This window comes from Levilactobacillus mulengensis (assembly GCF_003946045.1).
Taxonomy (GTDB): domain Bacteria; phylum Bacillota; class Bacilli; order Lactobacillales; family Lactobacillaceae; genus Levilactobacillus; species Levilactobacillus mulengensis.
This window is the reverse complement of the sequence record NZ_RHNW01000010.1, coordinates 38,988-64,783: the sequence shown is the minus strand read 5'-3', so window position 1 is coordinate 64,783 and position 25,796 is coordinate 38,988. Positions and strand designations below refer to the sequence as shown.

The following is a 25,796-nucleotide window of genomic DNA, read 5'->3' as shown; positions in this document are numbered from 1 at the left end:
CTGTTTGTTGGTTTTATTTGGTTGTTGCTGTGACCGTGACCTTAATGGTTGACGGGTCAAATGCCGTGACATCGTTATCATTGGTGTCCAGTGTGACCGTCTTGGTCGTTTTATTCTTCACATCACTTACGTCAACGTCGACGTCAACGCTGTCACCCAGAGCCTTTAACTGCGAGGAACTCCCATACGCCGTGACCTTGTTGCTGGTCGTACTCAGCTTATAGGACGTTCCCGATGACCCGTTCTTGGCGTTCAGGTTCACGCTGACCTTTTGGCTCTCCCCGTCAGACGTCACTGGCAGGTTCACGGTCGTGGTCGACGGCGTCAAAATAACGTTGACCGTCTTGCCACTACTGTCGAGCGCCTCAATGACCGCTTGGTTATTCACGGTCTTCTTGGTGTTGGCCGGCACCGTCAGCTGGGCGATGACCTGTTTGACCCGCGAGATCTCGTTGGCCGCGCCGGTCGCCTTGACCGTCGTCACGTCAGAGGTGGCCTTGCCAGCGGAATACCCCGCTGCAATGTTTTGACTATTATACCGAACCTTGACCGGGAATGAAACCGTTCGCCGCGGCTCAATGTCCACGTTAATTTTCGCCGGATCAATGCTTGATTCAATTTCGTGATTCAGGCCCTCCTGGTGCAGGGTGACCGTGTGCTTGCCGACACCCAGATCACTGAGCGCCACGTACACTTTAAAATTTTGCGTGTTGGCCGTTGTCGTGACTAAGGCTAAGGGTCCCTTCAGTTTAACTTTGACCTTGGAGGGGTAGCCGGTCACGAAATATTTATTACTATTCACATTCAGTTGTAACGGCACCGACACTGTCATGGTCTTGGTGGCCGTGAGCGACGTGGTGTTCCCCGTCGAGCTGGTCGACGAGCCACTGCTGGAAGACTTGGTACTGTTGACGTAGAAGAACAACAGCACGGCCAGAATCAGCGCCAGGATGCGGTACAACCACGTGGTATAACGCGCGTTCTTCATTAGCGCCGCCCCCCTCTAAACCGTTGATCAAACCAATCCAGTGCCCGTAAGAACACGTTATTGTTGTCAGTGGCTTCATCATTGACCAATTCGTTGCGTAAAAACTTCAGGTAGTCCGTTTGGGTCAGCCCGCGTAACAGCTCGTTGTTCTTGGTGATTGAAACTTCCCCGGTTTCTTCTGAAATGACGATGGTCAACGCGTCCGTCACCTCGGAAATCCCTACGGCTGCCCGGTGCCGGGTCCCCAATTCCTTGGGAATCAGATTGCTCTCGGATAGGGGCAGGTAGGCCGCCGCGACGGCGATACGGTTATCACGGATGATGACCGCGCCATCGTGCAGCGGGGTGTTGGGAATGAAGATGTTGATCAGTAGTTCACCGGTCAGCTCGGCATCCAGGTCGATTCCCGTTTCAATGTAGTCCTCCAGCCCGGTGTCCCGTTGAATGGTCATTAACGCCCCAATTCGCCGTTTGGACATGTACTGGATGGCTTTATCAAGGCCTTCGATCATCTTGTTGGCGGCTTCATTTTCATGCCGCACCCGGACAAACAAGGACCCCCGGCCGAGGTGCTCCAACCCCCGCCGGATTTCTGGTTGAAAAACAATAATGATGGCGATAACGCCCCAGTTGATCACTTGATCGACCAGCCACGACACCGTGTTCAGCCCCAAGTAGGCACTGATAAAGCGGACAATCAGAATTAAAATAACCCCACGGAAGAGCTGGATAGCCTTAGTTCCCCGTAGCATCACGATTAATTCATAGATGACGAACCACACCACAAGAATGTCGAGGAGGTTGACCAAATTTCCTATAGTTAGGAGATTTCCCCAATCCAGGTTCATGACTTTCCCTCCAAATTGAATTCAAATTTTATTATAGCACGGCACCGCTGACATTTCGCCCCGATTGCCGACAATCCCGTGAAACTCTGCCCCATTGGTCACAAAGCTTACAGATTTCTTAAGGTCAGGTTCACCCGTTATTTAAATGAAAATAATCTGCTAATATAGAAGTCATATTCTGTTCGATTTCGGCCCCGCGCTGTAGAATGAGGGTAGTACTTTGGGAAAGGATTGGTGATGGCTATGAATCGGCGAGCCCGGTGGGAAATCCGCGTCTTCTTTGTGGCGTGGCTCATTTTCCTCTATTTCCGTGCGAAGGACCCCTTCTCGTTCTTGGTGCTCAACACCTTTCTAGGCGCCATCCCCATCGAGATCAGCTTTCATCTCGGGGCTAAACGACCGCGCGGCTGGCTATTCTGGCCACTCGTCCTGCTGTGGCTACTCTTTTATCCCAACGCGCCCTACCTGCTGACTGACCTCTTTCACCTGTCGCTCCTGCAGCCCTACGCCATGAGCGGCCTCCTGCGCGTCACACCGCACCTGTGGATCTACTTCACCTACATGATTGTCAGTGCCATCAGCTGCTCGTTTCTGGGCTTCTGGAGTCTCAATCACGTCAGCCAGGCCATCACCGCGCGACTGGCTAAGGGCAACGGGATTGCCCGGCTGATTGTCGTCTTGCTCCTGACCTTCCTGACGTCGGTTGGCCTGTACATCGGCCGTTTCTTACGGATCCACACGATTTACTTGTTCTTAAATCCTGAACAGTTCATTCGGCCGTTGATGACCATGTGGACGCCGGACATGTGGATCTTCGTGGTCCTGATGACAGTTATTCAGCTGTTCTGCTACTGGATCCTATACCTCATCATGAACAACCGTGACGTGACGGATTAGCTAGGAATCAGCCCCGTATCCATCACCCACTGCATGATGTTCTAACCTAATAAATAACCCGCAATGACAACCGCTAGTCCTCGTGACTGTCGGTTGTCATTTTTATTTTGGGAACGAAAAAAGTCGCCCACTCTGATTAATTTCAGAATGAGCGACTGATTTTAAAATTTGCGTGAAAACACGACCTTGAACGCCTAACCCTCTTCGCTGTTCAGCGACATGACCAGCACGTTCTCGGAATAGTTCACGTACTGTCGAAGATGGGATGCCATGTTCCAGGTGATGTTGCCGGCTTCCAGCAACGTCTGAATCCCGGTCCGTTCGGCGCCCAGTGCCCGCACCCGTAACTTGTTGATCTGGTGTTGGTAGAGGTCCTCGTGGTCCGGTGCCGTCTCGGCCTTGGCCCGTTCGATTCGGTTCCGGTACTGGACCAACAAGTGGTACACCGCTTGGTTATCGAACTGGGTCTCATCGACGTCGGAACTGGCCAGGTACTGTGACAGCGCCTTGATGGCCGCCTTCGCCGTTTCCCGTTCAATCAGGTTATTCTCGGCATGCAGCCGGTCCGTATCCTCCGAATGGAGCCAGTAGGCGGCGTTCCGGAACATATGCTTGAAGAAGACCCGCCAGTAACGCAGAACGCTCGGCATGGTGTGCCCCGCGACCTGAGTCAGCCGGTTCTCAAAGTTTTCGATGCGCCGGATGGCCCCCACGTAACTGGTCTGGGTAATCTTTTCACCCTTGCGCAGTTCCTTGAGGGACGCCCGTTCACCGGCCAGTGTGACCTCGCGCAGCTTGATTTCGTCTTCCAAAACCTTTTGCATCGCGGTGTCGGCGCGGTAGTTCATTTCCAAGCGACGAATGACAAATTGGTAATCCAGGATCAAGTCGTACGCGGCGCGCTGGTTGTTCGGTCGCCGCAGCTCTTCAATCTTAGAAATGGCCAAGCGCATAATGTACGCCCGCGCCTCATCCTCACTGATTTGGCGCACGGTGTCGGCGGGAATCTCCTCGCCGTCCTCGTCCAGATCAATTTCGTTGGCATTTTCATCGCTGGCACTCGCCCGCGTTTGCAGGGGTTGCCGCGATGTGGAAATCAATGGCAACGTAATCGTCGCCGCCACCAGACTGATGATGATGACCCCGGAGGCCACGAACAGCATCAGCGACCGCGTTGGAAAGCCGGCCCCGGAGGCCACCGTCATGGGCACGGATAAGACCCCGGCCATGGTCACGGCTCCCCGGACCCCAGAGAGACCGGATAAAATGGACATCCGTATCCCAGGCCGCTCGGAACGTTCCTTGTGATTGAGTCGTTCAAACAAGACGTACCCGTAGGTCCAAACTGTCCGAATCACCACGATAATCACCCAGACCATGAAGGCAAAGAACAGGGCTTGCCAGGTGTTGAACTGGCCACCCTTGATGACCTTCGACGTGGCCACGGGTAACTCGATCCCCAGAATCACGAACACGATACCGTTCAATGAATAGATAATAATATCCCAAACTTTTTCAGTCACTAATTTCAATTCTGGTGAATCTTCAACGATCCGGTTTTCCCGGGCGTGATAGAGCACCCCGGCTGTAACCACGGCAATAACGCCTGATGCGTGGGTAATCTCTTCGGTCACCAGGTAAACCACGAATGGCGTGGCAATCTGAAGTACGGTGTTAAAGATCACGTCGTCAATGCCTTGCCGGCGCAAAATATCCATCAACAGCTGGATGGCTGTCATGAAGATCAGCCCGGACAGGAAGCCGACGATACTGATGTAGAAGAAATCCCCGACGGCCGTTCCCATGGAGAAGGCCCCAGTCACCGTCGCCGCAATCGCGTATTTAAAGGCAATCAGGCCACTAGCATCGTTGATCAGACTTTCCCCACTCACCAGGTGCAGCAGGCTATCTGGCAACTTGGCCTGTTTGGAAATCGACTGCACCGCCACGGGGTCGGTTGGTGACAGAATCGCCGCCAGGGCCAACGCCACGGTAAAGGGCATCTTGGGAATCAACTCGTAAATCAGGAAGCCGCCCAAGATGGTGGTCAAGAAGACCAGCCAGATGGCGTTGGCAAAGATGGGGCCGCGCAAGCGCCAGAGTTCTTTTCTGGGAAAGCGCCGCCCATCGTTATACAGCAACGGGGCGATGAACAAAAGCAAAAACCAATCAGTTTCCAGTGGGACCTCGAATTTCCAAATTAAGGCAACGAGGAGTCCCAGCGCAATTTGAATCAAACTGACCGGAATAAACGTGAGGTAGTGACTGATAATATTAGAGAACAAAACTAACACGATCAACAGGATCACTGCTTCAACTATAGGCACATAAGGTTCCCCCTTTTGTAATTCGTGTGCTTAGGCCGTGGTCGTCGGTTCTTCACCGATGATGCGGACCTCTGTTTCCAAATGAACTTGATTCTTTTCCCAAATAACGGCCTGGATGTGGTGAATCAGGTCCAGGTAATCCGTGGCTGTGGCATGGTCGATGTTGACGATGAAGCCGGCGTGCTTGGTCGAAACCTGGGCACCGCCCCACTTCAGGCCCTGCAAGCCGGCCTCTTGAATCAGCTGGCCGGTGTAGTGACCCGTAGGCCGCTTGAAGACACTGCCACAGGATGGTAGCTCTAGCGGTTGCTTGGCAGCTCGCCGGGCATTCAGGTCATCCATTTTTGCTTGAATGGCTTGCCCGTCGCCAGGCGTCAACGCAAAGGTCGCCGTCAAGACGATATCATGGTAATCTTGAATCGAGCTGTGACGGTAACCGAAATCGAATTCAGCCTTGGTCAGCGTCCGAATCTCACCGGCTGGCGTCAAGACCTCAGCGGAGAGCGCGACCTCACTGATTTCACCACCATAGGCCCCGGCGTTCATGAAGACGGCACCCCCGACGCTCCCAGGAATCCCGGCCGCAAACTCAAAGCCAGTCAGGGCATGTGCCTGGGCAACCTGGGTCGTCTTGATCAGTGCGGCGCCGGCTTCGGCGGTCACGGTGTTGCCGGTGGTCGTAATCTGATTCATCTTCGTCAGAATCATAACCAGTCCCCGGATGCCGCCGTCACGGACGATGAGGTTGCTGGCGTTACCGACCACGGTGACCGGCAACTTTTCTTCGTTGGCGTAGGCCAGTAAGGACTTGGTTTCTTGAATGTTCGTTGGGAATGCTAAGTAATCGGCAGGTCCCCCAGTCTCGGTGTACGTGTAGTTGGCCAAAGGCTCGTCACGTAAGATCTCAATTGCTGGAAATGCCGTTGCTATATCTGCCATCATCATGATTTTCCTCTCGTTCCGCAAAAATTTAAACTTGGTTTTGTTAGTCACTGGGCCAACTGTCATTGCGGTCGGTCCATTTTTGTCGTCAATAGAATTATTTTACCATGAAACGCCAACCAACCGGGAGAGAACGCTTCAATTACAGCAAATTCTAACTTTTCTGGTATACTAAAATTAGTTAGTTGGAGGTGCGTTATGAAATTTATTTCTTGGAACGTAAATGGCCTACGGGCGATTGTGAAAAAGAATTTCGTCGAGACGTTTAAGGACCTCGATGCCGATTTCTTTGGCATTCAGGAAACGAAGTTACAGGAAGGCCAAATCGACCTCGACCTGCCAGGTTATTATCAATACTGGAACTACGCCGAACGCAAGGGGTATTCGGGGACCGCGCTCTTTACCAAGCACAAGCCACTGAACGTCCTCTACGGCATCGACGCCCCAGACTTTGACCACGAAGGCCGGACGATTACGCTGGAATATCCTGACTTTTACGTGCTGACCTGTTACACGCCCAACTCTGGGAGCGGCCTGAAGCGACTGGACTTTCGGATGGGCTGGGAGGAAGCCTTCCTGGCCTTTGTCCAAAAGCTAGACGCGAAGAAGCCCGTCATCTTCTGTGGCGACCTGAACGTGGCTCGCACGGAAATCGACCTGAAGAATCCCAAGACCAATCACAAGAACGCCGGGTTCACCGACGACGAACGGGAAAAGATGGCGCACCTCCTGAGTGAAGGCTACACGGACACCTTCCGTTACTTCAACCCAGATGCCACCGAACGCTACTCGTGGTGGAGCTACCGGTTCCACGCCCGCGACAACAACGCCGGCTGGCGGATCGACTACTTCATCACCAGTAACCGCCTGCAAGACCAACTGGAAAAGGCCGAGATCCTCGACCAGGTCATGGGCTCGGACCACTGCCCCGTTGAACTGGACGTCAAGGACCTGACCGTCTAACCCTGTTGTTAATCGTCAACCCATAAGAGAGGAAAATGTCCCTGTGAATTTTGTTGCCATGGACTTTGAAACGGCTAGCGGCAAACGCTACAGCGCCTGTTCCCTCGCACTGACCATCGTGCGTGACAGCCAAGTCGTTGATGAGTTTTATTCCTTGATCAAACCCGATACCGACTTTTTCTGGCGCAACGTCCAGATTCATGGGATTCATGAACGTGACGTTGCCAACGCCCCCACGTTTCCAGAAGTGTGGGAGCACGTGTCCCCCTTCTTCCAGCGCGACCGGTTAGTGATTGCCCACAACGCGCCGTTTGATAACGGTGTTTTGCGGAGCAGTCTGGAGCATTACAACCTGCCGACCGCCCGCTACCTGACGCTGGACACGGTGAAGACCAGTCGGAAGTTCTTCCCGGAATTTCCGAATCACAAACTCAACACCGTTTGCGACGAGTTGAACATTGATCTGCACCATCACCACAACGCGCTCGACGATAGCTTGGCCTGTGCCAATATTCTGTTGTACGAGGCCAACCACTTCGGTACGCAGCCGTTGAAGTCATTCGTTACGGTGAATGCTTAATATTGAATAGTTCCATCGGACTTAGCCGTCACTCCATTTTGTGGGTGGCGGCTAAGCCTTTTTTTGATGAAAATTGGTTTATTGATTATCGACTATTGATTATTGTTTATCGATATTGTATTATCGAGTCGTAATAAATTTCAGGGGAGATGTTAACCATGTCGAAATGGTTAAAGATTGGTATTAATGTTTTAATTATGTTTCTTAGATTTGGGATTGTCGCCGGTTATTTCATGCTCATTTATCCGATTATCTACCTGGCCGATGCGTTTCAAAACCACACTACTCACGCCATTCTCAACGGCTCTGACTTTTTACGTTTCTCAAACAATCAGCAAGCCACACTGGGTGCCGTGAAGCGTTTCCCCAGTTGGCCGTACGCGCTGATTATGTCGGTGGGGGTGGTCCTCACGGTATGGGCGACAATTAAACTGCTTAAAGCCCTGATTAAGTTACTCTCGAATATCCGCGACCAAAACTATTTCTCCACCTCAAACGAGTTAGCCCTAATCACGATTATCAAGGCGCAGGTCATGATGCTACTGGGTGATCTGCTATTCGCTAGTGGCAACCAACTGTCACAGAGTTGGCTGCTGCGGGTGAATACCGGGGTTTTCTCGGAAACTTGGGAAACCTGTTTCCACGATGTCTTTCAAATCATCATGCTTGCAGCTATCTACGAAACTTACCGCCACGCGATGCGGGTCAAAGCTGAAAACGATTTGACTGTTTAGGAGGTCGACTTATTGTGGTGAAATTAACGTTGAATGTGGTCATGGCGGAGCGCAATATCAGCAGCCAAGAACTGGCCAAGGCCATTGGCATCACGCCGGCCAACCTCTCAATTTTGAAGACTGGCAAGGCCAAGGCCATTCGCTTTAGTACCCTGAGTAAAATCTGTCACGTGCTTGAGTGTCAGCCTGGGGATATTTTGAAATACGTTGACGAATGAGGCTGCCAAATGATCACCAATTAAATATATGGTACAAAAATCGGACTAAACATTTGTAGAAATGCTTCGTCCGATTTTTTGCGGTCCGATTTTTTGTGTTCAGTATTGTTATTTACTGTCTAACTAATTTTTGACGATCGACTACTTAGCGTCCCAATCAATGGGCGATTGTGCGGCCAAAATCGTTTCAATCTGGTCAAGCTCCGCGGAGCTAAAGACCAAGTTGTCCAGTGCCGCCACGTTATCGGCGACCTGTTCCGGCCGGCTGGCACCAATCAGCACACTGGCGATGGCGGGTTGCCGCAGGTTCCAGGCCAAGGCCATCTGCGCCAGGCTTTGATTGCGATTGGCGGCGACGGCATTCAAGACTTTAATCGTTCCCAAAGTCTGTTCAACCTGGGCGGGATGCAGGAACGGAATCGTGGTCTTCTTGGCGCGAGAATCGCTGGGGATGCCGTGCAAATATTTGTTCGTTAATAATCCCTGACACAGCGAGCTGAAGGACACGGCGCCCTTCTTCTCGGCGGTCAGTTCTGGCAAAACATCATCTTCGACTTGCCGGTTCAAGAGGTTGTAGCGCGGTTGGTCAATGATAAAAGGTGTGTGTAACTCACGAAAAATCCCGGCCATGACCTTGATTTGCGCCCCACTATAGTTGGATAGCCCCACGTATAGGGCCTTGCCCTCACGTACCAGTTGATCCAGGGCCAACGCCGTTTCGGCCGGATTGGTCTGGGGGTCCGCCCGATGACTGTAGAAAATGTCAAAGTAATCCAGGCCCGTCCGCCGCAAGCTCTGGTCGGCGCTGGCAATGATACTCTTGCGGGAGCCCCAGTTGCCGTAGGGACCGGGCCACATCACGTACCCCGCCTTGCTGGCAATCACCAGTTCATCGCGGTACGGTTTCAAATCCGTCGCCAGCATGCGGCCAAAGTTGATTTCCGCACTGCCCGGTTCCGGGCCATAATTGTTGGCCAGATCAAAGTAGGTGATTCCTAAGTCAAACGCCTGGTGGACGATGGCCTTTTGCGTGGCATAATCATCCACGCTGCCAAAGTTGTTCCACAGACCCAGGCCGATGGCGGAGAGCTTTAAGCCACTGTCGCCGACCCGATTATAAGTCATTTTATCGTAACGCTGTTCATTTGCCTGATACATCCTGCATCCTCCTCAAAGTGATGTCCCGCCTCAAGGATACCGCTTTCACGGAGACAAAGGAAGCAGTGGCCCGCCCCCACTCATCTAAATTTGCCGAAGAAAAAAGCATCCGGGACAGCTCCCAGATGCTTTGACTGTTCTAGTTTTCTATGGCCGAAACGCGTGTCAAGAAGCAGCCGGCTCCGCTTAAAACTGGTAACCGCCTTCTGTCACGCTCTAATCAGCGTCCAGTTGATAAACCATCTCAACCGCCGTAACCCGCTCGCCATCATCATCCGTGACCTTCGTTGGCGGGGTCGTCGTGCGGGTAAAGCCTAACTTCTGATACAGCTTCATGGCGGCCACGTTGCGGGTCTGCACAATCAGACCGATTGCCTGCAAGTCGCTGGCCGTTTGGGCCCAGTACAGCGCCTCGTCGACCAGGGCCGTGCCGATTCCCATGTGCCAATATTTTTTCTCAACGGCAATGCCGAGCTCACCGACGTTTCCTTGGGGTGTCGGTGCGATTGAGCAGACCCCCAGCAGTGTCTTGCCCAGGCTGGCAACCAGCAACAAATGACGCGGACTGCCAGCGATTTGTTTGAGCTGGTCGGCTTCCTGCGCCGCACTGACGGGATCGTCAGCATCGGCCAAGCTGAACGTATCACTCTCCTGCTGGAGCCGGTCTAGCAACGCTAATAAATCTTCAGCGTCGGCTGGTTCTGGCAAACGAATGGCGACTTCTTCACTCATTTTTGACTGTCCTCCAACTGCTGCACAATTTTTTCGAAGCGGGCACCCACGGGTTCAAACCGCAACGTCCGCTGATTTTCACCGGCTTCATCGTCACGTTTGAACACGATGCGCAGGTACTGGGCGGGCAACTCATCTGCAATGAACTGGGACCATTCGACCACGTTCACGCCATCCCCGTTGAAGTATTCATCCAAGCCCAGCTCATCTCCGCTGCCATCTTCCAGGCGGTACACATCCATGTGGTACAGGGGGATGCGGCCACTCTGATACTCACGAATAATGGTAAACGTGGGACTCTTAACGTTGCGCTTAATGCCTAAGCCGAGCGCCAATCCCTTGGTAAAGGTGGTCTTGCCGGCTCCCAGATCACCGTCCAGTAAAATCACATCGCGCGGTTGTAGACTCGGCGCTAAGGCTTGGCCCCAGGCCATCGTCTGGTCGGGACTCGTTACGGTCGTTTCAAACATACTGCCATTCCCCTTTTTCAAAACTGATTTCTCATCCTTTAGCCGTGACCAGCCCCATTTCCGAACCGCTCACGACTCACCAAAATAAATGATACCCGGACTGCTAGCAAATAGCAATCCGGGTATCGTTATTTAACACGATTCATTTGTGTCCAGTAAATGAAAAGTTTAAAGTGATTGGGCTGCGGTGATGATGGCAACCTTGTAAACGTCCTCTTCGTTGCAACCACGAGACAAGTCAGAAACGGGCTTGTTCAGGCCTTGCAGGATGGGTCCAATGGCTTCAAAACCACCGAAGCGTTGGGCAATCTTGTAGCCAATGTTCCCGGATTGTAATTCTGGGAAGACAAAGACGTTGGCGTGGCCGGCAACCTTGGAGTCTGGGGCCTTTTGAGCCGCAACACTTGGCACGAAGGAAGCGTCAAATTGTAATTCACCGTCAACGGCTAAATCAGGCGCCGTTTCGTGGGCAATCTTCGTGGCTTCTTGCACCTTGGTAACCATTTCGCCCTTAGCAGAGCCCTTAGTGGAGAAGCTCAGTAAAGCAACCTTAGGGTCGATGTCAAAGACCTTGGCGGTGTGGGCACTTTCAACGGCGACTTCAGCCATGCCGGCAGCATCCAATTCAATGTTGATGGCACAGTCGGCGAAGACGTAGCGTTCGTCACCCTTTTGCATGATGAAAGCCCCACTGATACGGCTGACGCCTTCCTTAGTTTTAATAATTTGTAAGGCAGGACGAACCGTGTCGCCAGTTGCGTGCACGGCACCAGAAACCATCCCGTCAGCCTGGCCCATGTAGACCATCATGGTCCCGATATAGTTCGGGTCCTTTAACATTTCAGCGGCTTGTTCAGGCGTGTTCTTGCCCTTCCGACGTGCAACCAAGGCATCTAACATTTCCTTGTGTTGGTCGGCTGGAATCGTGGCTGGGTCCAACAGCGTGACTTGACTCAAGTCAATGTTGTTGTCCTTGGCAGTGGCTTCAACGTCACTCTGCTTGCCTAAAACGACGGACTTGATCAAGCCATCAGCGGCTAAGCGGCTAGCGGCACCTAAGACCCGAGCATCTTCCCCCTCAGGGAAAACGATGGTTTTGTTTTGTCCATTAATCTTTTGCTTGAGACTATCAAAAAGTTCCATAGATAATGACCTCCATAAAATATCCCACGAATCAATTCTCTCTCTGTCTATGCTTGGTTGGATGCTGGGCGGGACGTCTCATCTTCGGTAACGTGTTCTGGTAGTTGCCAGTCGATGGGCGTCTCCCCTAATGATGTCAATGCGATGTTGGTCTTGGAAAATGGCTTGGAGCCAAAGAACCCGCGGTAAGCGGATAGCGGACTGGGATGCGGTGCTTGCAACACAATGTTGGTTTGCGTGTCAATCAAACTGATCTTAGACCGCGCGGCACTCCCCCATAGGATAAAGACTACGGGCTCGGGTCGCTCCGACAATTTCGCAATCGCAGCGTCCGTTAACCGTTCCCAACCGTGCCCTTGATGGGAAAAAGCCTTGCCATCACGCACGGTCAGAACGGAGTTAAGTAACAGGACACCTTGCTTGGCCCATTTTTCCAAATAGCCATGGTTAACCGGCTTGATGCCCAAGTCACTATCGAGTTCTTTGTAAATGTTCTTCAACGACGGTGGAATCGGTGTGCCCGGCCGAACGGAAAAGCTACAGCCATGCGCCTGACCAGGATTGTGGTACGGGTCTTGCCCCAAAATAACCACCTTGACCTGACTAAACGGCGTCCACTCGAACGCGGTAAAAATATGATACATGTCCGGATCGATGCGATAGTGCTGATACTCTTCGACCAAGAATTTGCGCAGTTCCTGATAATAGGTCTGCTCAAATTCGGGCTCAAGCACTGGCCACCAGTCATTATGAATAAACGGTTTCATTCCCAACACCTCGCCTTTTATTCTATCATAACGGCCGGCTAAATGATATTATCGAACAGCTTCTGGTGAAACATGTTAGAATGGGTTTAACGAATTCGAGCACGATGCAAAGGAGGAGCCCCATGCGTACACTGTATCTCAATCAGGCCGCGCTGTCCGCCAAGGCGACGACGGTCATCCGCGATACGAATAATCAATCCTGCTATTTGCTCGTGGGTAAATGGGGGCTCAGAGCGGACGTGCTGTCGGTCTACACGATTGCCGGGGCACTGGAAGCCGAGGTCAAACAAGAATCGTTGGGTCTGTTGCCAAAATTTCGCCTGGTCTATCACCGGCAAACGGTCGGCCGCGTCAGCAAGACCTTCGGCGTGATTCGCGAAGTCCTGTTCGTCCGCGGACTCAATTGGATCATCATGGGCAACCTCAGTAGTGGCCATTTCAAAATCACCCATGGTCGTGACTTGATTGCCACGATTGACCAAGTCAGTCAATCCGGCGGGGGCACCACGACACTAGCCGTCGATCAACCCGACCATGAAGCCCTAGTCATCTGCCTGGCCGCGATTCTCGACCGCTGGGCTAAGCATCAACATAAGGCGTTGGCTCCCCTGCGGAGTCACGCTTGGGCCCCGGCTACTGGCGACATTGCGCAATTTACCAAAAAATAAAAAATCGGTATCAGCCAGTTTCCATGGTTGATACCGATTTTGCTATTTCACGGCTAACACAAGTTTCTTGTTGGCCGTCACGTACTTGCCATTAGTCAATTGGAACCGCGTCGTCTTATGATACGCAACAATCTTTTTGACCTTTAGCTGTTGGCCCTTTCTATAGTGGACACGCTTCGTCTTCAACGCTTTTTGCTGGTAAGCGTTAAGCCCGTTCTTCGCAATCACTTTAACCTTAGCTTGCTTGGTCGCATAGTACACGCCCGTCACATAACTTGGTTTCGCCGTGATATACCCGGTCTTCCCGGCTGTCTTGGATTTATGATTCACGTCCTTGACCTTGTAGCGCAGATTGCCCTTCTTGGAATCAGCCGTGCCGGTCACCACAAACATTGGCCGGTTGGCCCGTTTCTGCTTGCTGTACCAGTGTTTGACCGTCTTCTTGGAGAAATTCTTGGTCTGATATAGCCCAATCTTCTTCGTTGCGTAAACGACGCTAGCGATTGGGGCCACCGTGGCGGCATCCCCACCAGACATCAAGTTGCGCGTGTAGTGGAAGGTCACCGTCTGGGCACGGTCACTAAACGTCCCGTTGACCTGGCCCTCGATCCGGTTCAGCTTGTATCCGGCAAAGTTCAGCTGGTTAGCTTGATAGATTTCACCAATGTCACCAGTCAACACCTGGTTATTGGCCAGCTGACTACCCTTTTCATCCAGGTAACGAACGGTCACGGGCTGGCTCTGCGTGACAGCGGGTGGCGTAACGGTAGGTGGCGTGACCACGGGTGGGGTCGTCGGTTCGATCACCCGATTGACCGGCTGCCACACGTAGGTGACGACACCACTCGGATTGTCCGTCCCGTTATACAGATCGGTAATGTCCTTACCATGAGCGAACTCATCGCCGAGGGGATTTTGAATCGTCCCCTTGCCCACGGCTTGCCACAATCCGGTAAATTCATCCGGAACCGTCTGGGCATCATTCAATTTCGGATCCCCGGCGAAATGGGTCTTCGGGCCAAACGTCACTTGCCCAATCGTGGTCTTGTTGGCAAACATGCCGTACCCCGAAAAGGTTGCCGGTGGCGCAAAGGAATCCAAGCGAATTGTCCGTAGATCAGACCCTGAGAACATGTAGTCGGCACTCTTCAAATTAGTAAACGTTGCATTGGCCAGGTTAATGGCTTGCAAACTAGAATCGCCAAAAAACATGGACGTCGCGGCCGTCACCTGTCCGGTATCAAAATTCGACAGGTCCAGTTCACTGATTCCTTTGAGGCCATAGAACATCCCCCACATGGTCGTCACATTTTTCGTGTTAAAGTGAGAAACGTCCAGCGAGGTCAACACTTTGTTGCCGTTCATCTGCAGGAACATCCCCTTCATGGAGGTGGCCGCAGACGTATCGAGTAAATTCAAATTCTCATAGTCGGTCACATTGGGCAACTGTGCAAAAAGATTGGCGGCGTTGGCGGAGGTCTTAATCGGCCCGTCCAGCACGACCTTGGTCACTAGACTCCCGGCGGCCGTGAGCTCAGCATCACTGGGAGTCGTGAGCCCCTGTTTTAACGCAATCTGTTTGGCAAACTGCCCATCACTCGATCCCGTTCCACTCGCCGGTGGCATCGGTTCATCGGCTAGCGTGCCGGCACCTAAATGGAGAACCCCACTAGTTGATAACGTCCAGTGAACGCCATAGTCGCCTTCATACTGGATATCATCTTTCGTTGTTGCGGCCTGTGCAGTCACAACCGGTGCTGTCTGCGGCAAAACGACCGCACTGACGGGTTGGGCCATTCCTAAGGTCAATCCTGCTAACAAAATCGTCGCTTGTAACTTCATAAGTCTTCCCCTCCTCAAGGTTCGTTTATCGTTTTACTTTTAGTTCAAAAGTCCCTCTGGCCATGAATCGCCCGTCAAAAAAGCAATGATTAAAATACGTTGCTACATTGCCAAGTATAGCCTCAAATTAGTAACACTTGATTTAATTTATCTTCAAATCATATGCATTAGTGAATATATTTACCAGCCATATAATAGCACATAGTGAAAACTAATGAAACTGCTATCACTCGCAACTTTTTTCAGTCTTAAAGCATTCGTGATAAACAGGACTACATCAGCATTCACGTTAGTTCTGTCACTTGTCGAAATCACAAAAAATCCGCCCCGGAATTAACCAGAACGGATTTTTTGTCTAAACGTTAAGCACTTTATTTAAGAATTCCTGCGTCCGCGGATTCTGCGGATGGTCAAACACCTCTGTGGGAGTCCCTGCCTCTTGGATAATCCCCTCATCCATGAAGGCCACGCGATCGGCCACGTTTTTGGCGAAGCCCATTTCGTGGGTCACAACGACCATGGTCATGCCACCTTCTGCCAGATCCTGCATGACTTGCAACACGTCCCCGACCATTTCGGGGTCTAGTGCCGAGGTCGGTTCATCGAACAGCATGATTTCGGGTTCCATCGCCAGTGCTCGCGCAATGGCCACCCGCTGTTGCTGGCCGCCGGATAACGAATGGGGCATCGCCTCAGCCTTATCTTCCAGGCCAACCTGCTGGAGGAGCTTTTCGGCCCGCTCTTTAGCGGCGGCTTTACTCAGGCCTTTCAACTGAACGGGCCCCAACGTCACGTTCTGGAGCACGGACAAATGCGGAAACAAGTTAAAATGCTGAAATACCATCCCGATGTTCTCACGAATCTGGTTCAGATTGACTTTCGGGTCACCAACCCGTTGGCCTTCCACCCAGACCTCGCCGCTCGTGATTTGTTCCAACCCATTTAGACAACGGAGAAAGGTACTCTTCCCGGAACCCGAGGGCCCAATCATGCAGAGCACTTCCTGGGGCTGGACATCGAGTGTAATGCCCTTCAAAACTTCATTTTGACCAAAGGCCTTATGCAGGTCCTTGACCCGAATTTTTGGTGCAGTTGCCATTTAATTAGCCTCCCAATAAAAACCTATCCCAATTTTATGTAAAAAGGGACAGCCGAACCAACCAAGTTCTGCTGTCCCCCTTATAAATGACTAGTAACGCTTCATGACCCGCGCAATCTCCCGGTCTTGTTCCCGCCGTTTGATTGTTTGGCGCTTGTCATATTCTCGTTTCCCATGGGCAACCCCAATTAACACCTTCGCAAATCCATGCTTCAGGTACATCTTCAACGGAATCAGGGTAACCCCTTTATCCATTGTTGCTTGACCTAACCGCCGAATTTCCTTCTTGTGTAACAGGAGTTTCCGGTTCCGCAACGGATCGTGGTTGAATCGGTTTCCCTGAACGTACTCACTGATGTGCACGTTCATCATCCACGCTTCGTTGTTCCGAATCTGGGCGAACCCGTCTTGCAGGTTGACCCGCCGTTCACGCAACGATTTGATTTCCGTCCCCGTTAAAACGAGTCCGGCTTCAACCGTTTCCGTGACTGCGTAGTCATGCCGTGCCTTCCGGTTCTGAGCTAAAACGTTATCTGGTGTTTTCTTGGACTTTTTTTTCGCCAAGTTCAGTCACCTCGCTTAGTGCCGACCACCTTGTGAATTGTTGCGGTGTTGGCCGCCACCATTGTTATTACTCCGGTGTTGGCTATTATTCCCACCACGTTGGTTCGATGATCGCTGATTCCCGTTCTGGTGATTGCCACCATTACGGTTGCCACCGTGATTATTACCATTACTATGACCACCATTGTTGCTCCGACCGTGGAAGTTGCCCCCACGAGAGCGGTGTTCACGGTGTGGTAATAAATCACTAGTTGGTGTTTTTTCTGGATTTAATAATTCAAAGTCAATTTCACTTTGTTCCTTGTCGACGTGGATAACCTTAACCCGAATTTCTTGACCGATCCGGTAAGTCCGACGCGTGTTGCGCCCAACTAAGGCCAGATACTTTTCAACGTATTCGTAGTAGTCATCCTGCATCCGACTGATGTGAATCAACCCTTCGATGGTGTTTGGCAATTCGACAAACATCCCGAATTTCATGACGGAACTAACCACGGCGTCAAACTCTTCGCCGACGTGGTCAGCCATGTATTCTGCCATCTTCATGTCGTTGGTATCACGTTCAGCATCAATGGCACGACGTTCAGCTTCGGACGTGTGAATCCCGATTTCTTCCAGAATTGGGGCAAACTTTTCCTTGCTGCTATCGCCGGTACCGTGGTCTTCGTAGTAGTGAATCATCCGATGAACCATGGTATCTGGGTACCGCCGGATTGGTGACGTAAAGTGGGTGTAGAACTCAGCGCCCAACCCAAAGTGACCCAAGGACTGATCAGCGTAACGGGCTTGCTTCAAGCTCCGTAACATCATCACAGAAACCATGGCTTCTTCAGGCTTACCCGCAACCTGCTTCAGAATACCTTGCAACATCTTTGGCCGTAAGTGATCGGCATCACCCTTAACGTTGATCCCGAAGGCCGTTAAGAATTCAAAGAAGCTCCGGACACGGTCGCCATCTGGCGTTTCGTGGACCCGGTATAAGAAAGGTACCTTGGCACGGAAGTAGTGTTCCGCAACCGTTTCGTTAGCTGCCAACATGAAGGATTCAATCATCCGTTCGGAGATTCCACGTGTCCGTAACTTAACGTCTACGGCGTGGCCCTTGTCATCGACAATGATTTCAGCTTCGCGGTCATCAAAATCAATGGCCCCACGACGCTTACGGTGCTTAACCAAAATCTTGTGCAACTCGCCCATAGCTTCAAACATTGGGACAAGTGACTTGTAACGGTCCATGGTCAATGGGTCATGAGCTTCCAAGATTTGGTTAACGGCCGTGTAGGTCATTCGCGCCTTAGAACGCATGACAGATGGGTGAATCCGGTGCTTAACCACGTTCCCGGAGTCATCAATTTCCATGTCACAACTCATACATAACCGCAATTCGCCCTCGTTTAAGGAACAAATCCCATTAGATAAGCGCCGTGGCAACATTGGAATAACCCGGTCAGTCAAGTAGACACTGGTCCCCCGCTTGTAGGCTTCCTTGTCCAGGATTGAATCTTCTTGAACATAGTGGGAAACGTCAGCGATGTGGACCCCTAAATGGTAGTTTCCGTTAGGCAATTTCCAAACGGTAACGGCATCATCCAAGTCTTTTGAAGACTCGCCATCAATGGTGACCAAATCTTGGTCCGTAATATCTTCACGGCCAGCCATTTCTTCGGGCAGCACGTGATCTGGAATCTCATCAGCGGCCTGCATGACCTCTTCTGGGAATTCAGAAGGAATATTGTGTTGGTACACAATCTGTAAAATATCGATACCAGGGTCATCAACACTCCCGATGACTTGCTTGGCAATCCCAACCATGGCATCTGGATGCGCATCGCTTGGGTATTCGGTAATTTCAGCCGTGACGACCTCACCTGGGGTGGGGTTCAAGCCAACAGCGGTCACGTAGAACTTGTATTTCATGACCTTCTTGTCCGTTAAACGAACCTGACCCAAATAACCGTTATCGTCTTCGGTCTTGAAGAATTCACCAACAACTTGTTCGTAGTGGTGTTCAACAATTTCCGTGACCTTACCTTCAGGTCCCTTGCCGCTACGAGGATCCCCCGCGCGAACAATTTCGATTTTAACGGTATCGCCGTTCAGGGCCCGTAACGTGTTGTTAGGCGCGATGTAAGCATCCGGTTCAATCTTGTTTTCATCATATGCGACAAAGCCAAAGCCCTTGTCGTTACCGTGGAAAATCCCGGTCAACGTCCGTTGGCTAGGATCCAATTGAAAATGACCGTGGTCCGTTACTTGGACAAGACCGTCGCGTTCCAACTGTGCTAACTCCTGCACGATCAGCTTAAAAGCAGCTGAACCGTGGTAGTGGAGTGCATCCGAAATATCTTCAACTGTGTAGCTCTGTTCCGAATGAGACCGGAAGAAAGCTGTTAAATCTGTTTTCAATGTATTATCTTGCACTATCGATTCCTCGTTATTTTAAAAGATTGTTTGTAGATAAGCTAAAATGTCCGTTTCTAATGCGCGGTGCGCGGTGTTCACGGTTAACACGTGACCTGCTCCTGCGTATTCGTGAAAATCAATTTGGTCGGCCGGATAGGCCTCCGCCAACCACTTACCCGAACGGGGGTCGATCATGTGATCCGCATCCCCTTGGGCAATGAAGACGGGTTGCTTCACCCGGTCTAAATGCGTCGCTGTCGTATCAGCGAACGCCTGAATGGCCATCAACTGCGCGTTCAAATGGTCTTTCAACCACGCCACACGTTGTTCTTGGTCATCCCCCGTAATGTTCTGTTCCCGGTAGCTGGCACGAGCCATTTCAATAAATGCCGCCGGAACGTTGGTTTGTCCCCGGTAGATCACGGGGGAGGCAATCGTCCCACCACCGAGAAGTTCAGGATGTTCCTGGAGTGCTCGCGTCGCAAACAAGCCACCTAACGACAGGCCAAAGATGGCAATCCGCTCGTAACCACGTTGCTTTAACAAAGCAATCGCGTCCTCAGTGTCCTGCCACCACTGCTTCGGTGAACCCAGCCGCAAAACATCGGCCGGGTCCCCCGTGGCGTGGCCAGTAAAGATTGGCGCCAGCACGGTGTAATTTTCACCCTGTAGCCGGCGCGCTAAAATACGCATGTCATTGGAGCTCCCGGAATAAGCGTGCAGTAGAATCACTGCTTGAGGCCCCTGCTCGAAAAAGAGCGGGGTTGGTTTTCGAATCATGTAAAACCACCACTTTCCGCTATTTTTGACTCGGGTAGTCTGTAAAAAAGCCCCCTGTAACTAACAAACAGGAGGCCCACATTCTACTCTAGTGTGAAGATAAATAAACTAAAGCCATTGCCAGCCCAAAGAATAAGGCACCCAAAACAACGGTCACTTTTTGCATGAAAGCTTCGAAGCCACGAGGCTTAGCCTTTGCAAATAAGTCGTCCGCACCACCAGATAAAGCGGATAACGCGTCGTTGGTCTTAGCAGGCTGCATCATTACCGCAATGATAATCAAAACAGCAACAATTAAAATACAGGTCATTAAAAAGTTATACACGAATTTGCCTCCTACCTATCGAATAGGTCTAATAGGTCTAACTATACCTTACCAATTTATCATAGTCAGCCACTTTTTACCAGCCCCCTGCTTGGTTAATCGGCCAAATGAGGGTGAGAATCGTTTAACTGGGTAAGCTGTTGGCGGACGAACGCTCGGTTACGCTGATACGTAAAAATCAGTAACGTATCGCCTGCCCGTAAAATGGTATCACCACGGGGAATCACGGACCGCTCGCCCCGTTGAACGCTGACCAGCAATGACCCCTTAGGCCAAACTAAATCACGGACCTGCCGACCAGCCAGGCCGGAGCCTTCGCTCACCGCAAACTCAATCCGATCCGTCGGTCCAGCCGTCTTGGCCTCTGCTGGCGCCACCATCTGCTGGAGCATGGCCTCATAAATTGGCGCGCCACCCAAGACATCGACGGTGATATAGGCCACAATGGCAACCACAGCCAATGGCATCAAATGATGCAAGGTCCCAACCATTTCGGTAATCAGTAGGATTGCCGTAAAGGGGGCCTTAGAAATACCGGCAAAGTAACCAGCCATGGCATAAATGATCAGATTGGCCACGTAGATTTTTGGTAACCAGCCCACTAACACAAAGGACCGAGCACCAATCGCACCGAGCAAAGCGCCCAATGTCAGAATCGGCAGGAAAATCCCACCTGGCAGACCGGAACTATAGCTAATCGTTGAAAAGCAGAACCGCAGAATGAAGTAGCCAATTAACGGCATGAGTAGCGGTGTATGCTTAGCGAACAGAACAATCATCTGATTCCCGCCGCCTAAGGCAACCGGCCACAGAAGACCGATAGGAATGACCAGCAAGAAGGGAATGATACCATCAAGGTGTTGCGGTAACCAAGTGAGCTTCGCATACCAGTTACCGCCACGGAGCGTGACCCACTGATAGACGTAGCCCAGCAGGCCTAACCCGATTCCTAAAATCAGTAATAACCAATAATATTTTAACGGCAAAGCCTGCTGGTAGTTAATGTGCAGCACTGGCGTTAAGCCAAAGAACTCATTTGAAACAAAGTTGGCAACAACGGCACTGGTCAGCGACGTGAGCCAAACCAGTGTCGAGAAATTATGGTAAACCTCTTCCAAAATAAACAGCGTCGACGCAATCGGCGCATTAAATGCGGCTGACAGGCCAGCTGCGGCCCCGCCGGCAATCAATAAGCGGCGTTGGCTGCCCTTCAGGTGTAACCCTTCGGCGACTCCTTGAGCGACAGTCCCACCCAATTGAATGGATGGCCCTTCCCGTCCCAGAAACAGTCCGGACCCAATGCCCAGAATCCCACTGACAAACTTCTTCCACAGAACCGGCCACCAAGCGTAGTCCATTTCGCCGGCCAGTTGCCCTTCAATTTGGGGAATCCCGGAGCCCTTGATCATGGGAGATTCCTTGGTCCAGTGACCAATCAAAATGGCCACGGCAACCAGCAAAATTGCCCACGGAATGAGCCACCACGGGTTCTGACCGAACCAGCCGTACATTCCTTGCATAAACTTAAGAAGGTGCTCTATGGCCAAACGAAACGTGCTGACGACGACCCCAGCAAGTAGGCCGACCACGCTACCGAAAAAGATGGCGTTGAGTCGTGTGAGATCATGTTGGGTACGGTGCTGACGTTTCATTAGGCGATTCCTCCGGTATTTTTAGTCTAACAACTAGTTTAGCACAAAATGTTGCCAGACTAACGACGAATCCGCCGGTACCCGGTCAGACCGGTGAGTCCTAGAAGGACGCTAGCGCCGTACCACGCCAATGGAAGCGTTTGTTCATCCGTTTGGGGTAACTGCGACGTTTTTGCCGACTGTGCTGGTTTTGCAATATGACCTGGCTGCCGAGCACTAGTCGCTGGATTCGCAGCCGGACGACGATGAGCCGTTTGGGGCTGATGCGTCTGCTGAGCTGGTCGCTTAGCTGGCTTATCTGGCGTAACATTTGCCGTCACCGGGTGCCACCAATCCGCAGCCCCTTGATGGCTCAGCGGATGATTGACCACCTGCAATTGCGGCAAGGTACTGGTATTGGGTGCGGTGGTCAGCGTAGGCACCGGCTTCTTACCTGGCCGTGAAACAGCGTCCAAGGCCGGTTGCCCGATGGGGTGCGTGATTGTGGGCACCTGAACAGGCCTAGGATGTGGCGTTGGTGCCTGCGGTGTACTTGGCTTGGTTTGTGGTTTCGACGGTACTGGCGGCTTAGGAATGGCCACTACGTCCTTGTCACCAGCGTCTGGTTGTTTGGCGGGCTTATCTGGTTTCGGTTCTGGTTTCGGTTCTGGTTTCGGTTCTGGTTTCGGTTCTGGTTTCGGTTCTGGTTTCGGTTCTGGTTTCGGTTCTGGTTTCGGTTCTGGTTTCGGTTCTGGTTTCGGTTCTGGTTTCGTATCAGGTACTTGCGGATTTGGTCCGCCGTTTGTTTCAGAACCACCCACTTGCCCACCAGGTTCCCCCGTGGAAATGGCCTTAACCTTAACACGCCATTCTTCAGATAAAGACAGTACTCTGCGCTCAGCATCCCCAACATCAACCAACTTATAACCTGCCGGAACATCAAAGACTAACCGACCGCCGAGAGTTAATTCTGGCTTAGATTCTCGTTTAGAAATTATTCTCCCATTCTCAATCTCAAAAATCAGATGAACATGTGCCAATGCTAGAGAACCATTATATACAACCGTTACTTGTCCTTTATGTTCCGAATAATGCTGTGACGTAAAATGTTCCAACGCTGGTAATGTCTTCACGTCGTCTTCAGTTTGAAGATTTTGTGTCTCTTTCTTATAAAGCACTGTCTGAGGTTTAGTATCGCCCTCATTAAAAGCATTTATCTTGTGCTCCACGGTCACCAATTTAGCCCAAGCCACCGAGCCTCCAAACACACCAACACTCCCCATCCCCACAGTAAAGCCACTAACCATCAACAGCATGACGCGCAATCTTGTAAAATTCATCATTGTAATTCCCCCTCGTTAAAGTTAACTCCGTAAGAAACCGCCGATTATTTTATTTTTCGCGCAAATTTTTCAAATTCTTTTTCACGCACAAAAAATTATGTAAAAAAAAGAAGCAAGCCCATCGCTGGACTTGCTTCTTCACATTCATTTTTTAAACTATTTGTTGATGATGGCCAAACGCGCATCTTCGCTCAAGTTGTAGAAGGAGTGAATACCCTTGTAGTTGGAAGTCTTACCTAATTGGTCTTCGATCCGCATTAATTGGTTGTACTTGGCGATACGTTCGCCACGGCTCATTGAACCAGTCTTGATTTGGCCGGCGTTCAAAGCAACAACCAAGTCAGAGATAGTCGTGTCTTCAGTTTCACCAGAACGGTGAGAGATAACGGCCGTGTAACCAGCTTGCTTAGCCATTTCAACGGCTTCAACAGTTTCAGTCAAAGTACCGATTTGGTTCAGCTTGATTAAGATAGAGTTGGCAACGCCCATCTTGATACCCTTTGCCAAGTAGTCCGTGTTCGTAACGAATAAGTCGTCACCAACGATTTGGACCTTCTTGCCAAGGCGTTCAGTAGCCATTTGCCAGTCTTCCCATTCGTTTTCGTCCAAAGGATCTTCGATGGAAACAACTGGGTACTTGTCAACGATGCTTTCCAGCAAGCTAACAAATTCTTCAGCAGTGTATTCCTTGCCGTCACCCTTAAGTTCGTACTTCTTGGTGTCAGCATTGTAGAATTCTGATGAGGCACAGTCAAAGGCGATAGCAACGTCCTTACCAGGTACGTAGCCGGCGTTCTTGATAGCTTCAACTAAGATTTCGAATGGTTCTTCGTTGTTCTTCAAGTCAGGAGCGAAACCACCTTCGTCACCAACGGCAGTGGAGTAGCCCTTTTCGTTCAACAGGTTCTTCAAGTTGTGGAACGTTTCTGAACCCATCCGGATAGCTTCCTTGACGGTCTTGGCACCAACAGGCATGATCATGAATTCTTGGAAATCAACCTTGTTGTTGGCGTGCTTCCCACCGTTGATAACGTTCATCATTGGCGTAGGAAGGACGTGACCATTGAACCCGCCTAAGTAGTTGTACAGAGGTTGGCCTAATTCGTCAGCAGCAGCACGGGCAGCAGCTAAGGAAACACCTAAGATAGCGTTAGCACCTAACTTACCCTTGTTTGGCGTACCATCCAAGTCGATCATAGCTTGGTCAATGGCACGTTGGTCGGTAACATCGTAGCCAACGATTTCTTTGGCGATGATGTTGTTTACGTTGTCAACAGCCTTAGTAACACCCTTACCCATGAAACGACTCTTGTCGCCATCACGAAGTTCAACGGCTTCATGTTCACCAGTTGAGGCACCAGAAGGAACGATCCCCCGGCCCATTGCACCGGCTTCAGTATAAAGTTCAACTTCAACAGTTGGGTTACCACGAGAATCTAAGACTTCGCGTGCGTAAATATCAGAAATAATAGACATTTTTTGTATTCTCTCCTTATGAGTGTTTGGCTTCACGGGAACAAAACAATCATCCCATGCTTTATTCTATAAGTTTAACTTTGAACTTTCAATCACATTTTGCTCGAATTACAAATTTTGGTAGTTCGCCAGCTGAATGAAAGAGGTTTCATCCAAACTAGAGCCCCCAGCGAGCACGCCATCGACATTATTCTTAGCCATCAGGCCAGCAATATTGTCGGGCTTGACGCTCCCACCGTAGAGGATTCGAACCCCATTGGCTAAATCATCCGAGTAAATGTCTGCCAACGTTTGGCGAATCAGGTAGCAGCCTTCTTCGGCTTGGTCGGTCGATGCGGAAGTCCCACTGCCAATCGCCCAACTGGGTTCATAGGCAATCACGATCTTCGCAGCATCTTCCGGACTGACACCCTTTAGTGCGGCGGTCACCTGGTTGACGACCCAGTGAATTTTTTCACCAGATTCGCGCCGGCCCATGGTTTCGTCACAACAAACGATTGGGGTCATGCCATTTCGGAAAACCGCTTGGACTTTCCGGTTAATGACATCATCCGTTTCGTTAAAGTAGCGGCGCCGTTCGGAGTGACCGACGATGGTATACGGAATCCCCATCTCGTGGAGCGCGCGTGGGCTAGTTTCCCCCGTGTACGCCCCGTCATCTTCGTAGTAGCAAGCCTCCGCGCCAATGCGCAGCACATCTTCAGTATTTGCCTCTAACATGGTCTGTAAAAATAACGCTGGTGCGGCAATCGCCGTTTCCACGACGTCCGCAGCCGGTAACTTCCCCTGCACAGCTTCAACGAAACTGCGCGCTTCCGTTACCGTTTTGTTCATTTTCCAGTTACCAGCAATGAGTGGTATCCGCAACCTAATCCACCCTTTCCTAAAAATAAATTGA

General features: G+C 51.2%; 25 protein-coding genes. 6 read left to right on the top strand and 19 right to left on the bottom strand.

The window, feature by feature from the left end; genetic code table 11:
- Window positions 1–13: 13 nt before the first annotated feature.
- Together EKM84_RS09755 and cdaA are read right to left on the bottom strand one after the other, a co-directional pair.
- The gene (locus tag EKM84_RS09755; RefSeq protein WP_125765579.1) at window positions 14–988 is read right to left on the bottom strand and encodes a CdaR family protein; all 975 of its coding nucleotides are present in this window, start codon (window positions 986–988) and stop codon (window positions 14–16) included.
- Entirely contained in the window at window positions 988–1,836 is an 849-nt protein-coding gene (cdaA, locus tag EKM84_RS09750) for a diadenylate cyclase CdaA (RefSeq protein WP_125765578.1), read from the bottom strand. Before cdaA ends, EKM84_RS09755 begins: the two co-directional genes overlap by 1 nt.
- A gap of 237 nt (window positions 1,837–2,073) precedes the next feature.
- On the opposite strand from cdaA, the gene EKM84_RS09745 reads away from it, so the two are divergent.
- A complete protein-coding gene (locus tag EKM84_RS09745) occupies window positions 2,074–2,733 on the top strand; it encodes a DUF1361 domain-containing protein (RefSeq protein ID WP_125765577.1) in 660 nt (219 codons plus the stop codon).
- 194 nt (window positions 2,734–2,927) lie between these two features.
- On the opposite strand, the gene EKM84_RS09740 is transcribed toward EKM84_RS09745, so the two are convergent.
- Together EKM84_RS09740 and murB are read right to left on the bottom strand one after the other, a co-directional pair.
- A complete protein-coding gene (locus EKM84_RS09740) occupies window positions 2,928–5,060 on the bottom strand; it encodes a cation:proton antiporter (RefSeq protein WP_125765576.1) in 2,133 nt (710 codons plus the stop codon).
- A gap of 30 nt (window positions 5,061–5,090) precedes the next feature.
- Window positions 5,091–6,005 (bottom strand): UDP-N-acetylmuramate dehydrogenase, encoded by a 915-nt coding sequence (murB, locus tag EKM84_RS09735; RefSeq protein WP_125765575.1) that lies wholly within the window; start codon window positions 6,003–6,005, stop codon window positions 5,091–5,093.
- A gap of 195 nt (window positions 6,006–6,200) precedes the next feature.
- On the opposite strand from murB, the gene EKM84_RS09730 reads away from it, so the two are divergent.
- The 4 genes from EKM84_RS09730 (at window position 6,201) to EKM84_RS09715 (ending at window position 8,497) form a co-directional block, all read left to right on the top strand.
- Complete coding sequence (locus EKM84_RS09730; RefSeq protein WP_125765574.1) at window positions 6,201–6,965, top strand: exodeoxyribonuclease III; 765 nt, start codon at window positions 6,201–6,203, stop codon at window positions 6,963–6,965.
- Window positions 6,966–7,008: 43 nt separating this feature from the next.
- On the top strand, window positions 7,009–7,545 hold the full coding sequence (locus EKM84_RS09725; protein WP_125765573.1) for a 3'-5' exonuclease: 537 nt from the start codon (window positions 7,009–7,011) through the stop codon (window positions 7,543–7,545).
- A gap of 158 nt (window positions 7,546–7,703) precedes the next feature.
- The gene (locus EKM84_RS14345; RefSeq protein WP_225418183.1) at window positions 7,704–8,279 is read left to right on the top strand and encodes a DUF2975 domain-containing protein; all 576 of its coding nucleotides are present in this window, start codon (window positions 7,704–7,706) and stop codon (window positions 8,277–8,279) included.
- A 14-nt stretch (window positions 8,280–8,293) separates the two neighbouring features.
- Window positions 8,294–8,497 carry a helix-turn-helix domain-containing protein gene (locus EKM84_RS09715; RefSeq protein WP_203639804.1) on the top strand — a complete coding sequence of 68 codons (204 nt, stop codon included), beginning with the start codon at window positions 8,294–8,296 and terminating at the stop codon, window positions 8,495–8,497.
- A gap of 141 nt (window positions 8,498–8,638) precedes the next feature.
- On the opposite strand, the gene EKM84_RS09710 is transcribed toward EKM84_RS09715, so the two are convergent.
- From EKM84_RS09710 to EKM84_RS09690, 5 genes are all read right to left on the bottom strand, one after another.
- A complete protein-coding gene (locus tag EKM84_RS09710) occupies window positions 8,639–9,655 on the bottom strand; it encodes an aldo/keto reductase (protein WP_125765572.1) in 1,017 nt (338 codons plus the stop codon).
- A 216-nt stretch (window positions 9,656–9,871) separates the two neighbouring features.
- Window positions 9,872–10,387, bottom strand: a complete 516-nt coding sequence (locus tag EKM84_RS09705) for a GNAT family N-acetyltransferase (RefSeq protein WP_125765571.1) — start codon at window positions 10,385–10,387, stop codon at window positions 9,872–9,874.
- A complete protein-coding gene (tsaE, locus tag EKM84_RS09700) occupies window positions 10,384–10,857 on the bottom strand; it encodes a tRNA (adenosine(37)-N6)-threonylcarbamoyltransferase complex ATPase subunit type 1 TsaE (RefSeq protein WP_125765570.1) in 474 nt (157 codons plus the stop codon). Before tsaE ends, EKM84_RS09705 begins: the two co-directional genes overlap by 4 nt.
- 168 nt (window positions 10,858–11,025) lie before the next feature.
- Complete coding sequence (gene pta / locus EKM84_RS09695) at window positions 11,026–12,000, bottom strand: phosphate acetyltransferase (RefSeq protein ID WP_125765569.1); 975 nt, start codon at window positions 11,998–12,000, stop codon at window positions 11,026–11,028.
- A 47-nt stretch (window positions 12,001–12,047) separates the two neighbouring features.
- Window positions 12,048–12,767 carry a uracil-DNA glycosylase gene (locus EKM84_RS09690; protein ID WP_125765568.1) on the bottom strand — a complete coding sequence of 240 codons (720 nt, stop codon included), beginning with the start codon at window positions 12,765–12,767 and terminating at the stop codon, window positions 12,048–12,050.
- Between the two features lie 122 nt (window positions 12,768–12,889).
- On the opposite strand from EKM84_RS09690, the gene EKM84_RS09685 reads away from it, so the two are divergent.
- Window positions 12,890–13,435 carry an LURP-one-related/scramblase family protein gene (locus tag EKM84_RS09685; protein WP_125765567.1) on the top strand — a complete coding sequence of 182 codons (546 nt, stop codon included), beginning with the start codon at window positions 12,890–12,892 and terminating at the stop codon, window positions 13,433–13,435.
- Between the two features lie 42 nt (window positions 13,436–13,477).
- On the opposite strand, the gene EKM84_RS09680 is transcribed toward EKM84_RS09685, so the two are convergent.
- The 10 genes from EKM84_RS09680 to tpiA form a co-directional block, all read right to left on the bottom strand.
- Complete coding sequence (locus EKM84_RS09680; RefSeq protein WP_125765566.1) at window positions 13,478–15,277, bottom strand: MucBP domain-containing protein; 1,800 nt, start codon at window positions 15,275–15,277, stop codon at window positions 13,478–13,480.
- A gap of 355 nt (window positions 15,278–15,632) precedes the next feature.
- Complete coding sequence (locus EKM84_RS09675) at window positions 15,633–16,376, bottom strand: amino acid ABC transporter ATP-binding protein (protein WP_125765565.1); 744 nt, start codon at window positions 16,374–16,376, stop codon at window positions 15,633–15,635.
- 90 nt (window positions 16,377–16,466) lie between these two features.
- Complete coding sequence (gene smpB, locus EKM84_RS09670; RefSeq protein ID WP_125765564.1) at window positions 16,467–16,940, bottom strand: SsrA-binding protein SmpB; 474 nt, start codon at window positions 16,938–16,940, stop codon at window positions 16,467–16,469.
- Between the two features lie 15 nt (window positions 16,941–16,955).
- Window positions 16,956–19,361 (bottom strand): ribonuclease R, encoded by a 2,406-nt coding sequence (rnr, locus tag EKM84_RS09665; RefSeq protein WP_125765563.1) that lies wholly within the window; start codon window positions 19,359–19,361, stop codon window positions 16,956–16,958.
- A gap of 18 nt (window positions 19,362–19,379) precedes the next feature.
- The gene (locus EKM84_RS09660; RefSeq protein ID WP_125765562.1) at window positions 19,380–20,123 is read right to left on the bottom strand and encodes an alpha/beta hydrolase; all 744 of its coding nucleotides are present in this window, start codon (window positions 20,121–20,123) and stop codon (window positions 19,380–19,382) included.
- A gap of 88 nt (window positions 20,124–20,211) precedes the next feature.
- Complete coding sequence (gene secG / locus EKM84_RS09655) at window positions 20,212–20,448, bottom strand: preprotein translocase subunit SecG (RefSeq protein ID WP_125575696.1); 237 nt, start codon at window positions 20,446–20,448, stop codon at window positions 20,212–20,214.
- A gap of 95 nt (window positions 20,449–20,543) precedes the next feature.
- Window positions 20,544–22,100, bottom strand: a complete 1,557-nt coding sequence (locus EKM84_RS09650; RefSeq protein ID WP_125765561.1) for a ClC family H(+)/Cl(-) exchange transporter — start codon at window positions 22,098–22,100, stop codon at window positions 20,544–20,546.
- Window positions 22,101–22,159: 59 nt separating this feature from the next.
- Entirely contained in the window at window positions 22,160–23,422 is a 1,263-nt protein-coding gene (locus EKM84_RS09645) for an LPXTG cell wall anchor domain-containing protein (protein WP_164511369.1), read from the bottom strand.
- A 156-nt stretch (window positions 23,423–23,578) separates the two neighbouring features.
- The gene (eno, locus tag EKM84_RS09640) at window positions 23,579–24,898 is read right to left on the bottom strand and encodes a phosphopyruvate hydratase (RefSeq protein WP_125765559.1); all 1,320 of its coding nucleotides are present in this window, start codon (window positions 24,896–24,898) and stop codon (window positions 23,579–23,581) included.
- Window positions 24,899–25,006: 108 nt separating this feature from the next.
- Entirely contained in the window at window positions 25,007–25,765 is a 759-nt protein-coding gene (gene tpiA / locus EKM84_RS09635; protein WP_125765558.1) for a triose-phosphate isomerase, read from the bottom strand.
- Window positions 25,766–25,796 lie beyond the last annotated feature (31 nt).

Bases quoted from the DNA above. Each gene is read 5' to 3' on its own strand.
- EKM84_RS09690 (WP_125765568.1), bottom strand. From the start codon at position 12,767: ATGAAACCGTTTATTCATAATGACTGGTGGCCAGTGCTTGAGCCCGAA.
- EKM84_RS09710 (WP_125765572.1), bottom strand. From the start codon at position 9,655: ATGTATCAGGCAAATGAACAGCGTTACGATAAAATGACTTATAATCGG.
- EKM84_RS14345 (WP_225418183.1), top strand. From the start codon at position 7,704: ATGTCGAAATGGTTAAAGATTGGTATTAATGTTTTAATTATGTTTCTT.
- pta (WP_125765569.1), bottom strand. From the start codon at position 12,000: ATGGAACTTTTTGATAGTCTCAAGCAAAAGATTAATGGACAAAACAAA.
- EKM84_RS09680 (WP_125765566.1), bottom strand. From the start codon at position 15,277: ATGAAGTTACAAGCGACGATTTTGTTAGCAGGATTGACCTTAGGAATG.
- EKM84_RS09645 (WP_164511369.1), bottom strand. From the start codon at position 23,422: ATGATGAATTTTACAAGATTGCGCGTCATGCTGTTGATGGTTAGTGGC.
- eno (WP_125765559.1), bottom strand. From the start codon at position 24,898: ATGTCTATTATTTCTGATATTTACGCACGCGAAGTCTTAGATTCTCGT.
- cdaA (WP_125765578.1), bottom strand. From the start codon at position 1,836: ATGAACCTGGATTGGGGAAATCTCCTAACTATAGGAAATTTGGTCAAC.
- EKM84_RS09745 (WP_125765577.1), top strand. From the start codon at position 2,074: ATGGCTATGAATCGGCGAGCCCGGTGGGAAATCCGCGTCTTCTTTGTG.
- tsaE (WP_125765570.1), bottom strand. From the start codon at position 10,857: ATGTTTGAAACGACCGTAACGAGTCCCGACCAGACGATGGCCTGGGGC.
- EKM84_RS09660 (WP_125765562.1), bottom strand. From the start codon at position 20,123: ATGATTCGAAAACCAACCCCGCTCTTTTTCGAGCAGGGGCCTCAAGCA.
- EKM84_RS09730 (WP_125765574.1), top strand. From the start codon at position 6,201: ATGAAATTTATTTCTTGGAACGTAAATGGCCTACGGGCGATTGTGAAA.
- EKM84_RS09685 (WP_125765567.1), top strand. From the start codon at position 12,890: ATGCGTACACTGTATCTCAATCAGGCCGCGCTGTCCGCCAAGGCGACG.
- EKM84_RS09650 (WP_125765561.1), bottom strand. From the start codon at position 22,100: ATGAAACGTCAGCACCGTACCCAACATGATCTCACACGACTCAACGCC.
- EKM84_RS09675 (WP_125765565.1), bottom strand. From the start codon at position 16,376: ATGGCAACTGCACCAAAAATTCGGGTCAAGGACCTGCATAAGGCCTTT.
- EKM84_RS09705 (WP_125765571.1), bottom strand. From the start codon at position 10,387: ATGAGTGAAGAAGTCGCCATTCGTTTGCCAGAACCAGCCGACGCTGAA.
- murB (WP_125765575.1), bottom strand. From the start codon at position 6,005: ATGATGATGGCAGATATAGCAACGGCATTTCCAGCAATTGAGATCTTA.
- EKM84_RS09755 (WP_125765579.1), bottom strand. From the start codon at position 988: ATGAAGAACGCGCGTTATACCACGTGGTTGTACCGCATCCTGGCGCTG.